We start from the raw sequence: 11,921 nt of genomic DNA on the forward strand, positions 1-11,921 counted from the left end.
GGTCATCTTCCCACGCGCAGCCGTCACCCGGCGGCCGCGGCGACGGGGTCGAGGTCCACGACGACGGACTCGTAGCCGTAGACGATCCCGCCCGCGAAGCGACGGCGCGGCGGCTCGACGAGGCGCAGCTCGTGGGCCCGCGCGAGCAGCTCCTCGAAGAGGACGCGCATCTCGAGCCGGGCGAGGTGCGCGCCCGCGCAGTGGTGGATCCCGCTGCCGAAGGCGAGGTGGCGGTTGGGCGAGCGCTCGGGGACGAACGCATCGGGGTCGTCGAAGCGGGAGGGATCGCGATTCGCCGCGCCGAGGTTGAGGACGACCCGCTCGCCCGCGGCGATCTCGGCGCCGGAGACGGTGACGTCACGCGTCGCCGTCCGCGCGAGGTGCTGGATCGGGCAGTCGAGCCGCAGGCTCTCCTCGACGACCCCCGGGAGCGCCTCCGGCTCCGCGATGAGCCGGGCGCGGAGGGGCTCGTCCTCCGCGAGGCGCACCGCGAGGTTCGCGATCGCATTCGTCGTCGTGTCCTGGCCGGCGAGGATGACGCTGATGCACATCCCGACCTGCTCCTCGTCGCTGAGGACCGTGCCGTCCTCCTGGGGCGACGTGATCGCGGTGAGGAGGTCGTCCTGCGGCGACTCGCGCCGGGCGGCGAGGTGCCCGGCGATGTAGCCGCCGAACTCCCTCCACGTCGCTGCGGTCTTCTCGGGGTCGCCGCTCATCATGTTCGCGACGCTGCGGTCGAGGAGGTCGCGGAAGACCGGCCACTCGTCGCGCGGCAGGCCCATCACCATCCCGGTGACGATCGTCGGCAGGGGGATCGCGAGCTGCTCGACGAGGTCGACGGGGCCGGCGCCGATGATGCGGTCGAGGACGTCGTCGACGATCGCGCGGATCGGCTCCTCGTAGGCGGCGATCTCGCGCTTGTCGAGGACGCCCATGAGGAGCGCGCGGAAGCCCTTGTGCCGGGGCGGGTCGGACTCCTGGGGGATCGCGCGGACGTCGTTGGCCATCGACGGGATCGTCACGCCGTCGGCCGACGAGTACGTCTCCCAGTCCTTCTGCGCTCCGGCGACGTCGTCGTAGCGGGTGAGCACCCGGAAGCCGCCGAACGCCGTGCCGCGGGCGACCGGGCACCCCTCGCGCAGCTCGGCGCCGATCTCGTGCATGCGCTCGAGGAAGTCGGGCCGGGTGTGGTCGTACTCGGTGCGGTGGTCGTGCATCGCTCGTCCCCTCGTCGCGTGCGGGAGACCGACCCTATCCGACTTCTGAAAGAACTTTCAACTTCTGTGCGGCGCGTGCTCGTAGAGCGCGTCCCAGATGATCCGGGAGTGCGCGTCGAGCAGCCGCTCGACCGACAGCCCGTCGACGACGCGGCCGAGCTGCTGGAACCCGCGCTGGTTCATCGCGGTGAGCCAGACCGCGACGTCGTCGGCGGGGAGCTCGGGGTCGACCCAGCCCGCGCGCTGACCGCGCTTGATGTGCCGGCGCAGGCCGCCGACGCCGCGGTGGACCATGTCGTCGACGGTCGCGCGGACGTCCGGGTCGAAGGGCGCGCTCTCGTAGGCGGCGGTGAGGAGCATCGCGTGCGGCGCGTAGGTCTCGACCGAGACCGCGAGGGCCTCGCGGATCGCCTCGGGACCCTCGGGGGCGACGAGGCTGAACCACGTGTCCGCGGCGTCCTCGATCTCGTCGACCACCTGCTCGAGCCACGCCTGGAGGAGGTCGCCCTTGCCCTCGAAGGTCTTGTAGAAGGACGTGCGCGAGACGCCCGCCTCGGAGATGAGGTCCTCGACGCTCAGCTGCGTGTAGCTCGTCCCGCCGGCGAGGAGGCTCTCGGCGGCGACGAGGAGGCGCTCGCCCATCTCGATGCGGCGGCGATGGCGCGCGGCGCCGGGGAGCTGGGACGCCCGGGTCACGCCGCGTCCCGGTAGAGGACGTTCCACAGCAGGCCGGTGAGCCCGTCGACCGTCCGGTCGACGTCGTCCGGGCGCCCCGGGCCGAGCAGCTGGTGCATCCCGCGTTCGAGCATGGCGCTCAGCCACACCGCCGTCGCCGGCGGATCGACGGCGTCGCGCACGAGACCGCTCTTTCGACCTGCCTCGAGGTGGTCGGCGATGTGCGCGACGAGCACGTCGAGGCGCTCGCCGAGGAACGCCTCCACGTCGGGGTCGTGCGCGGAGGTCTCGGCGATCGCGGCGAGGACGACGCGATGCGCGACGTACGTCTCGACGAAGCCGCGCAGGGCGGACGCGAGGTCGTCCTCCGTCGCGCCCTCCCCGAGGGCGAGCCAGTCGCGGGCCGACGCGAGGATCTCGTCGACGACGCCCCCCGCGAGCCCGAGCAGGAGGTCGCCCTTGTCCTCGAAGTACGCGTAGAACGTCGAGCGCGCGACGCCCGCTTCGCGGATGAGCCGCTCGACGCTCAGCTCGGTGTAGCTCGTGCCGTCGTCGAGCAGGCGCTCGAGCGCGGCGAGGAGCTTGCCGCGGATCTCCTCGCGGCGCTGCTCCTGGCGCTCCGCACGCCCGACGCGGGGCTTTCGCGTGACCGACGGCACGTGCTCTGGAGCCTACGCCGTCACCTGGCGGGCGGGCTCGACCGTGACCGTGCCGGTGCTGCCGTCGACGGTGATCGTCGCCCCGTCGGGGATGTCGCGCGTGCCCGTCACCGTGTTGATGACGCAGGTCACCCCGAGCTCGCGGGCGACGATCGCCCCATGGCTCATCGCCCCGCCGGTGTCGATGACGAGCGCGTCGGCGAGCATGAAGAGCGGCGTCCAGCTCGGATCCGTCGTCCTGCAGACGAGGATGTCGCCGTCGTCGAGGTCGGCGTCCATCGGGTCGGTGACGACGCGGGCCGTGCCCGTCACGGTGTCGCCGACGACGCCGATGCCCTTGAGCGAGGTCACCGGCTCCTCCGACGCGGCCGGGCCGTCGGCGAGCGGGACCGGCTCCGGGTCGCCGGTCCAGGACGGAGGCAGCGTGAGCGTCTCGTAGCGCGCGTGCCGCTCACGCCGCTCGTCGACGCGCGCCGCGAGGTCGGCGGGGGTCGTGCCGAGGAACTCGTCGAACGTGAGGAAGAAGACGTCCTCGGGGTCGGCGAGCTTCCCCGCCTCGGCGAGCGCGCGGCCGCCGGCGCGTGCGGCGCAGCGGGCCGCGTCGAGCGCGTGGAGGAACGACGCCTTGCCGATCTCGCGCAGCGGGATGTACGTGCTCGCCAGGCGCATGACGAGGCGCGCGCCCGGGCGGCGCAGCCGCGGCAGCCCGGCGAGCAGCGCGCGCTCGGCGGCGCGACGGCGCTCGAGCTGACGCGCCTCGCGCGCGCTCGGGTCCTCGAACGACGCCTTCTTCGCGTAGCTGCGGAGGATCGCGTCGAGCGGGCCGCGGTCCTCGCGCCACGTGCGGCTGCTGAGGTCGCCCTCGTCCGGGCCGTGGTAGCCGTGGCGGCGGACGACCTCGTCGACGTCGAAGCGGCCCCGGGAGGCCTCCCAGAGGTCGCGGATGAGCGCGGTCTCCTCCATCGAGCCGTAGCCCGTCGCGAGGTCCATCGCGAGGGAGCGGTCGCCGGTCGCGCGCTCCGCGAGGTCGCCGAGCTCGTCGAGGAGGGCGCTCGCGACGAGCGTCGCCGTCGCGTGGAGCTCGCCGACGGCGATGAACTGGTCGGCCGCCTCGCGCAGGAGCCGCTGCGCGCCGGCGAGGTCTCGGGGTGGCGCGTCGAGGACCTCCCGGCGCCACCAGTCGCCGTGGCCCGCGCGCATGTCCGGCAGCTCGCGCGGGGCGCGCCGCGCCGCCCGCGGCAGCTTCGCCGCGACGACGGGGTAGCGGAGGTAGTCGGACGCCGTCTTGCGGCTCCCGCCCTCGGGCTCCTTGCCGAAGAGCTTCTCCTCGATCATGTCGCCGGAGCTGCCGGGCATGCCGTCGCCGACGCGGCGGAAGACCTCGATGTTGCCCGCGACCCGCCCGTAGAAGATGCCGCTCATCCGGTCGTCCGCGCTCGCCGGCGGGGGCACCTCGCCGCGACGCAGGACGCCGATCGCCCCGAACGTCCGGCGCACCGACGTCTCCATCGAGAGGTCCCACATGCCCCAGGACAGCGGCTTCTGCACGCCCTGGATGGCCTCGGCGAAGTTGACCGTCGTCCAACGCACGGCGGGCGACGAGTGCATGTGGACGGGGTTCTGCGGTTCTGGCGTCACAGGGGGCTCGCTCATCGGAGACAACGTATTCGTACAGCGTGTTCCTCTTCCAGAGGCCGCGCTCTGCGGCACTATAGAGCGGCGTGAAAGAAAAAGTACACGCTATTCGAACAATGTGTATTCTCGCCCAATGCTGAAGCCCACGGGAGGGGGCGCCGACGTCGTCGTCATCGGCGCTGGACACAACGGCCTCGTCGCGGCGTGCTACCTGTCGCGCGCCGGCCTCGGCGTCCTCGTGCTCGAGGCCTCGCCCACGGTCGGCGGGATGATCTCGACGAACCCCGTCATCGACGGCGCGCCCGGGCACCTCGTCAACGAGGGCGGCATCCAGGCCTCGCTCTTCCGCGCGACGAGCATCGAGCGCGACCTCGAGCTGCGTCGCCACGGCCTCGTCCAGCTGAAGGCCGATCCCTTCCACGTCCACCTCGACAAGGACACGGGCGCCTCGCTCGCCTTCTGGGAGGACCCGCGCCGGACCGCCGACGAGCTGCGGCGCTTCTCGCGCAGGGACGCCGACAACTACCTCGAGTTCGCACGCAGCCTCGACGCCGCGATGGAGCTCGCGATCCCGTTCATGCTCTCCCACCCGACGCGGCCCGACCCGCGGACGGTGCTGCGCGCGCTCCCGGCCGCGGTCCGCCGGCGCAAGGACCTCGCGCCGCTCACCCAGTTCCTCACGACCTCGCACGCGGAGTTCATCACCGAGCGCTTCGATCACCCGCTCGTCCGCGGCGCGCTCGCCTCGATGCCCCCGTTCTGCTGGATGAAGCAGGACGGCACCGCCTGGGGCCTCGTCTACGTGGGGATGTGCCACCGGACCGGCTCGGCCCGGTTCCAGGGCGGGACGGGCGCGCTCACCGACGCTCTGCACTCCTCGCTCGTCGAGTCGGGCGGCCGCGTGCGGACCTCGGCCGAGGTGGCCGAGCTGGTCACGGCGGGCGACCGGGTCGTCGGCGTGCGCCTCGTCGACGGCGAGGAGATCCGCGCCGGCCACGTCCTCGCGACGTGCAGCCCGAAGGCGACGCTCTCCGAGATGCTGCCGCGCGGCATCCTGCCCGACCGTCTCCAGCGCCGGGCCGACAGCATCCCGACCGCGGTCCTCGAGACCGGGACGCTGAAGATCGACGTCGCGGTGAAGGGCCGCATCGAGATCGCGAAGAAGGCCCGCGAGTGGCGCGAGGACAGGCTCGACCTCCGCGAGCCGATCCTCAGCTGGCAGACCTTCGAGGAGCACATGCAGGCGTGGGACGACACGGTCGCGCGCAAGTGGCCCGACCCCGTCTGCTTCATCGGGATCGTCCCGTCGGCGATCGATCCGACGCAGGCGCCGGAGGGGCAGGACACCTTCTGGCTGTGGTCGGGGATCACGCCGATGCACCCCGACCGTCCGTGGTCCGAGGTCCGCGAGGAGATCGGCGACCGCGTGCTGAAGGAGTGCGCGGAGGTCTACGAGGGCCTCGACACGCTCGAGATCGGCCGGCGCGTCTTCCACGTCTCCGACCTCGAGGAGCGCTTCCACGTGCCGGGCGGCAACGTCTACCACGTCGAGCCGGCCGCGGCCCGCTTCGGCCCGCTGCGCCCGGCGCAGGGCTTCGGCGCCTACGAGACGCCGGTCGAGGGCCTCTGGATCAGCGGCGCCGGCACGCATCCGACGGGCGGCATCAGCGGGATCCCCGGCTACGTCGCCTCGCAGACCTTCATCCGACGCCACGCCGCGGGCGGTGCACGCGGTCGCGTCGCCGCCCTCGCACGCCGCTGACCACGACACGAGAGGACACCGCCATGACCTCCCACACGACGACCCACGAGCTCGCCGTCCTGCGCGCGCTCGCCCTCAAGGGCCGCGCTGGGCTCGACGTGCTCCAAGCCGTCACCGGGCTCGACGAGGCGTCGGTCCGCGACGTGCTCACCGCCGCCGTCGCCGCCGAGCACGTCAAGGAGAAGAGCGACGCCTTCCGCGTCACGGCGGACGGGCGAGCGCGCGTCGCCGAGCTTCTCGAGGCGGCTCGCACCGAGGTCGACGGAGCCGCGCTCGAGGCCCTCTACGAGCGCTTCCACGAGCCCAACGACGCGATCAAGGAGCTCATGACCGCGTGGCAGATGCGCGACGGCGAGCCCAACGACCACTCCGACCGCGTCTACGACGACGAGGTCGCCTCACGGGTGGTCGCCCACCACGTGTCGGTCGCCGGCCTCGTCGACGAGCTCGGGGCGTCGGCCGCGCCGCTCGCGACGTACCCGCGGCGGCTCGCGGACGCCGCCCGGCGCGTCGAGCGGGGCGACCACGACTACGTCGCCAAGCCGCTCGTCGAGAGCTACCACACGGTCTGGTTCGAGCTGCACGAGGACCTCATCGCTCTCCTCGGCCGCACGCGGATCGAGGAGGCCGAGGCCGGGAGGGCCCTCTGATGCTCGTCCGTCTCGACGGCACCGCCGCCCTGCGCCGCGAGGACGTCGGCGGCAAGGCGTGGGGCCTCAACCACATGCGGTCGCTGGGGTTGCCGGTGCCGCCGGCCTTCGTCCTGCCGACCTCGGCGTGCGCCGAGTTCCACGCGGCGGGCGGCACGCTCCCCGACGGGACCGACGAGGCGCTCGCCGACGGCGTCGCGTGGATCGAAGGGGCGCTCGGGCGCACCTTCGGTCGCGGTGAGGACCCCCTGCTCCTCTCGGTCCGCTCGGGCGCCGCGCGGAGCATGCCCGGGATGATGGACACCGTCCTCAACCTCGGGATGACCGACGACGTCGAGGCCGCGCTCGGCGCCCGGACCGGCGACGCGCGGTTCGCCGCCGACAGCCGCCGTCGCTTCGAGGAGCAGTTCGCGAGGGTCGTCGGCGAGGCGCCGCCCGCCGACCCGCGCGAGCAGCTGCGCGCGGCCGTCGCGGCCGTCTTCGCGTCGTGGGAGTCCGATCGCGCCCGCACCTACCGCCGCCACCACGGCCTCGGCGACGAGGGCGGCACCGCGGTCACCGTCCAGGCGATGGTCTTCGGCAACCGCGACGACGACTCGGGGACCGGCGTGCTCTTCAGCCGCAACCCCCTCACCGGCGCTGCCGCGCCGTACGGCGAGTACCTCCCGGGCGGGCAGGGCGAGGACGTCGTCTCCGGCCGCCACGACCCGCTGCCGCTCGACGTCCTCCACGAGCGCGCCCCGGCCCTCCACGCCGAGCTCCTCGATGCGGCGACGCGGCTCGAGGAGGACGCCCTCGACGTCCAGGACATCGAGTTCACGGTCGAGTCGGGGCGCCTCTGGCTCTTGCAGACGCGCATCGCCAAGCGCTCTCCCGAGGCCGCGGTGCGACTCGCCGTCGCGTTCGCCCACGAGGGGCGCATCACCCCGGGCGAGGCGCTGCGGCGGGTGCGGGCCGAGGACGTCGAGGCGCTCGTGCGCCCGCACGTCCCCGCCGAGGTCCGGGCCGCGGCGACCGTCCTGGCGAGCGGCGAGCCGGCGTGCCCCGGCGCCGGAACCGGTCGCGTGGCGACCGACGCCGACGAGGCGGAGGATCTCGCCGACGACGGCGACGTCGTCCTCGTGCGCCCGACGACGGACCCCGACGACGTCCACGGCATGATCGTCGCGACCGCCGTCGTCACCGAGCTCGGCGGCTCGACGTCCCACGCCGCCGTCGTGAGCCGCGAGCTCGGCCGGCCCTGCGTCGTGGGGTGCGGCACCGGCGTCGTCGACCGCCTCGCCGGCCGGGACGTGACCGTCGACGGCGCCCGCGGGGAGATCTACGACGGGGTCCTGCCGCTCGTCGAGACGCGCATCGAGGACGACCGCGACCTCGCGACGCTCGCGCAGTGGGCGCGTGACGAGCCGGACGCTCCGGCCGCCCGCGCCCTCGACCGGCTGGGGACGGCGGCGACGTGAGGGCCGTGGTGGAGAGCGACGTGACACGCTGGGCCGACGCCGCCCCGGTCCTCGGGGTCGTCGCGCGGCTGCGCGGCGCCGCCGACGTGCGCGAGCTCTTCGCCCGCGCGAGCGCGATCGCGGTCGAGGAGCTGCCCTTCGAGCGCGCGCTCGTCCTCACCGCTGCCGGGTCGCGGCTCACCGCCGAGGACTGCGGCGCGCTCGCCGACGAGGACAGCGACCTCCTCCGCCGGCGCGTGCTCGCGTCGCCGATCGAGCTCACCTCGCGGACCGCGGAGGCCGCGGCGCTGGGGCGCCCCGGGCAGGCGGAGCGCAGCACGATCGCCGAGGCGCTCGGCGAGAACGTCGTCGCGAGCGCGGCGGTCGCCCCCGACGGCTTCCCGCTCGCGCTCCTCGTCGTCCTCCGCGACGCGGGCGAGGTGACGACCGACGAGGCGGAGGGCCTGCGCGCGCTCGCCGCCGCGGTCGGCCTCGCGCTGCAGGGGCATCTCCTCCACGCGCGCCAGACCGAGGTGACGGCAGAGCTGCGGCACCTCATGGTGACGACGGCCGCGCTCCTCGAGGAGATGCGCGACGCGCCGCTCGTCCTGCCGTCGCGACGCGGCGCCGCGCCGGTCACGGCATGGCCGGCGTCGGCGACCACGTCGACTCCCTCCCTCGGCCTCCTCAGCGAGCGCGAGACCGAGATCGTCGAGCGGCTCGTCGTCGGCCGGTCGAACCGCGAGATCGCCGACGAGCTCTTCCTCTCGCCCGACACCGTGAAGGGCCACGTCGCCCGGATCCTGCGCAAGCTCGAGGTAGCGAACCGCGTCGAGGCGGTCAGCCGGTACCTTGCTCTCACTCGAGGGGGACGAGAATGACGGGCACGGACGTTCCGATGGCGCACGGAGAGGCGTGGAGGCTCGGCGGGCGACTCGCCGCCGCGCTGGATGCCGATGACGACCTGCGCGCGCGGCTCTGCTACGCCGACACGAGCGTCGCGTTCCGCGTCGCGGGCGGGGAGTCCTGCGTGACGCTGCTGCTCGATCGCGACGAGCCGACGGTCCGCGAGGACGAGCCGGCGGAGGTGACGATCGAGCTCGACCAGGAGATGGCCGAGGCGTTCGCCGAGGGGCGCCTCAACATGCCGGCCGCGGTGGTCGCCGGCGATGTGCGGGCGACCGGACCGGTGCGGCGCTATCTCGAGGTGGACCCGCTCGTGAGGCGACTGCTGCGACTGGAGGCGGGGACGCCGTCGGACGCCGCCGAGGTGCGCGCGGGCCAGCGGCCGGCGGGGGCGTCGATCGATCCGTCGCTGCTGGCGATCGAGACGCGTGGGCTGCGCAAGGCGTTCGGGTCGCAGGCGGTGCTGCAGGGCCTCGACATCGCGATCCCCGAGGGCGTCATCTCGGTGGTGCTCGGCCCGTCGGGCACCGGCAAGAGCGTGCTGCTGCAGCACGTCATCGGCCTCATGAAGCCCGACTCCGGCGACGTCCTCATCCGCGGCCGCGCGCTCTCGCGGATGAGCCGCGCGGAGATCCTCTCGCTGCGCAGCGAGATCGGCGTCATGTTCCAGGACGGCGCGCTGTTCAGCGCGATGAACGTCTACGACAACGTCGCCTTCCCGCTGCGACAGCACACCGACCTCGCCGACGACGAGGTCCGCGAGGTCGTCGAGACGCACCTCGCCAACGTCGGGCTGCTGGACGCGGCGCACCGCATGCCCAACGAGCTCTCCGGCGGAATGCGCAAGCGGGCGGGGCTGGCCCGGGCGCTCGTCCTCGCCCCGGGGATCGTCCTCTGCGACGAGCCGGACTCGGGGCTCGACCCGGTCCGCACCGCGCTGCTCGGCGACCTGCTCGTCGAGCAGCACGCGCTGCACGGCGGGACGATGGTGATCGTCACCCACAACGTCATGCTCGCCCGGCTGATCGGCGATCACGTCTCGGTCGTCTGGCGCGGCCAGGTCCTCGAGTCCGGGCTCGCCGACGACGTCTTCGAGTCCGACACCCCGTTCGTGCGGCAGTTCCTCGCGGGCGCTGCGGACGGGCCCCTCGGGATGGACGTCTGATGAGCCTCGGGCGAACAGCCCGGTGGGGGCGTGCGAACAGCCCGCTCGGGCCTACGCGCGCCGCAAGCCTCCGGCGTAAGGTCATTCGTGGGATGGGGGGCGCACACGGATGAGCGCGAAGGGGGGAGGCGCGTCGACGAACCCGTACGGCGGGACGTTCGGCTCCGCCGTGCTCGGGACGCCGGTCGGCGGCAGCCTCAAGGCCGCCGGCGAGATGGGGCAGCTCGCGCTGCTCACCTTCCGGCGCGCGCTCACGCCGCCCTACCCGTGGTGGCGGGAGACCGTGCAGGAGATCAGCCTCGCCTTCCGGCGCTGCGCGATCCCGCTGCTGCTCTCGCACTCCGTCTACCTCATCGGCTTCGGGATCATCCTCTTCGGCGGGATCCTCACGAGCCTCGGGATCGCCGACCGGATCGGCGGCACCGTCTACATCATCTGGAGCCGCGAGATCGCGACGTGGATCACCGCGATGATCTTCGCGGGGGTCGTCGGCAGCGCGGTCACCGCGGACCTCGGCGCGCGGAAGATCCGCGAGGAGCTCGACGCGATGAGCGTCCTCGGCGTCGACAAGATCGCGTCGATCGTCGTCCCCCGCGTCGTCGCGATGAGCCTCGCGATGCCGGCGCTCGCGTTCCTCAGCCTCCTCGGCGTCAACCTCGTCAACTTCCTCATCTCGCCGGGCTACTTCGGCTTCTCGAGCGGGGTCTACCTCGACTCCGTCGCGAACATCATCCGGCCGACGGACCTCTACTTCACGATGTTCCTCAAGAACGCCGTCATCGGCGTCTTCGTGGGCGTCGTCGCCTGCTACAAGGGCCTCTCGTCGGCGCCGGGCGCGGAGGGCGTCGGCCGCGCGGTCAACCAGACGGTCGTCATCACGTTCTTCTGGATCTGGCTGTTCGACGTCGTCTTCAACCTCGCCTACTTCACCGTGTTCCCCGACGTCTCGGTGCTCCGCGGCTGATGGCGACGACCGCCCCCACCCCCTCCGCGGGCGCCCCCGACCCCGCCGTGCCGGCGGCGGCCGCGCCGGTCGGGCCGTTGCGCGCCGCCGCGCGCGAGGCGGGCGAGATGACGCGCTTCCTCGGCGAGTCGATCGCCGCGCTGCCGGGCGCCTCCGGCTACGCCTCCGAGGCGCTGCGACAAGCGTCGCTGATGCTGCGCGGGTCGATCCCGCTCGTCTTCCTCATGCAGCTCTTCCAGGGAGCCGTCATCGGGACGTTCGGCTTCTTCCTCCTGCGCGGCATCGGCGCCGGCGACTTCTTCGGCCTCACGACCGGCGTCGTCGGCCCCCGCCAGACGGCGTGCACGATGTTCGGCTACGTCTTCACCGCGAAGATCTGCTGCGGCATCACCGCCGAGCTCGGCGCGATGAAGATCCAGCAGGAGGTCGACGCGCTCGAGTCGACGGGCGTCGACCCGCGCCGCTACCTCATCGGCACGCGGCTCGTCGGCGTGCTCATCTTCGCCCCGATCGCCGCCTTCGTGAGCCTCGTCGCGACGATCGTCGGCGCCTACCTCATCGTCGTCGTCCTCCTCGGCGGCATCTCCACGAACACGTTCCTCTCCGTCCACTGGAGCGTGCAGGGCTTCGGCGACTCGATCTTCGTCATGCTCACCTGCACCGGGATCGCGTTCCTCACCGCGGTCGTCGCGTGCTTCTACGGGCTGCGCACGAAGGGCGGTCCCGCCGCCGTCGGCACGTCCGTCGCGCGGTCGCTCGTCGTCAACCTCGTCCTCCTCCACGTCATCGCCGCGGTCGCCGCCGTGGTCGTGTTCGGGACGGACGCGAAGCTCCCGATCGGCGGCTGAG

The 11,921-nt window shown here is 73.2% G+C and carries 11 protein-coding genes; 7 read left to right on the forward strand and 4 right to left on the reverse strand.

Translation table 11 applies throughout. From position 1 onward, the window contains the following. Positions 1 to 23: 23 nt before the first annotated feature. From ACME2J_RS10755 to ACME2J_RS10770, 4 genes are read right to left on the reverse strand one after another with little or no spacing between them, the layout of a single operon-like run. The gene (locus tag ACME2J_RS10755) at positions 24 to 1,217 is read right to left on the reverse strand and encodes a cytochrome P450 (RefSeq protein WP_495544912.1); all 1,194 of its coding nucleotides are present in this window, start codon (positions 1,215 to 1,217) and stop codon (positions 24 to 26) included. 57 nt (positions 1,218 to 1,274) lie between these two features. After that, positions 1,275 to 1,913 carry a TetR/AcrR family transcriptional regulator gene (locus ACME2J_RS10760; protein WP_495544913.1) on the reverse strand — a complete coding sequence of 213 codons (639 nt, stop codon included), beginning with the start codon at positions 1,911 to 1,913 and terminating at the stop codon, positions 1,275 to 1,277. Continuing rightward, positions 1,910 to 2,551: a TetR/AcrR family transcriptional regulator gene (locus ACME2J_RS10765; protein WP_495544914.1), complete on the reverse strand. Its 642-nt coding sequence runs from the start codon at positions 2,549 to 2,551 to the stop codon at positions 1,910 to 1,912. The genes ACME2J_RS10760 and ACME2J_RS10765 overlap by 4 nt, the downstream gene beginning before the upstream one ends. Positions 2,552 to 2,563: 12 nt before the next feature. Continuing rightward, on the reverse strand, positions 2,564 to 4,204 hold the full coding sequence (locus ACME2J_RS10770; protein WP_495544915.1) for a PEP-utilizing enzyme: 1,641 nt from the start codon (positions 4,202 to 4,204) through the stop codon (positions 2,564 to 2,566). 115 nt (positions 4,205 to 4,319) lie between these two features. On the opposite strand from ACME2J_RS10770, the gene ACME2J_RS10775 reads away from it, so the two are divergent. From ACME2J_RS10775 to ACME2J_RS10805, 7 genes are all read left to right on the forward strand, one after another. Next, positions 4,320 to 5,948, forward strand: coding sequence for a phytoene desaturase family protein (locus ACME2J_RS10775; protein ID WP_495544916.1), 1,629 nt, complete (start codon positions 4,320 to 4,322; stop codon positions 5,946 to 5,948). A gap of 23 nt (positions 5,949 to 5,971) precedes the next feature. Further along, positions 5,972 to 6,598, forward strand: a complete 627-nt coding sequence (locus ACME2J_RS10780) for a hypothetical protein (protein ID WP_495544917.1) — start codon at positions 5,972 to 5,974, stop codon at positions 6,596 to 6,598. Beyond that, complete coding sequence (locus ACME2J_RS10785) at positions 6,598 to 8,058, forward strand: pyruvate, phosphate dikinase (protein WP_495544918.1); 1,461 nt, start codon at positions 6,598 to 6,600, stop codon at positions 8,056 to 8,058. Before ACME2J_RS10780 ends, ACME2J_RS10785 begins: the two co-directional genes overlap by 1 nt. 20 nt (positions 8,059 to 8,078) lie before the next feature. Next, the gene (locus ACME2J_RS10790) at positions 8,079 to 8,918 is read left to right on the forward strand and encodes a helix-turn-helix transcriptional regulator (RefSeq protein WP_495544919.1); all 840 of its coding nucleotides are present in this window, start codon (positions 8,079 to 8,081) and stop codon (positions 8,916 to 8,918) included. After that, positions 8,915 to 10,108 (forward strand): ABC transporter ATP-binding protein, encoded by a 1,194-nt coding sequence (locus ACME2J_RS10795; RefSeq protein WP_495544920.1) that lies wholly within the window; start codon positions 8,915 to 8,917, stop codon positions 10,106 to 10,108. The genes ACME2J_RS10790 and ACME2J_RS10795 overlap by 4 nt, the downstream gene beginning before the upstream one ends. A gap of 109 nt (positions 10,109 to 10,217) precedes the next feature. Beyond that, the gene (locus ACME2J_RS10800) at positions 10,218 to 11,072 is read left to right on the forward strand and encodes an MlaE family ABC transporter permease (RefSeq protein ID WP_495544921.1); all 855 of its coding nucleotides are present in this window, start codon (positions 10,218 to 10,220) and stop codon (positions 11,070 to 11,072) included. After that, positions 11,072 to 11,920, forward strand: a complete 849-nt coding sequence (locus ACME2J_RS10805; RefSeq protein WP_495544922.1) for an MlaE family ABC transporter permease — start codon at positions 11,072 to 11,074, stop codon at positions 11,918 to 11,920. Before ACME2J_RS10800 ends, ACME2J_RS10805 begins: the two co-directional genes overlap by 1 nt. Position 11,921: the final 1 nt, after the last annotated feature.

This window comes from Paraconexibacter sp. (assembly GCF_059438195.1).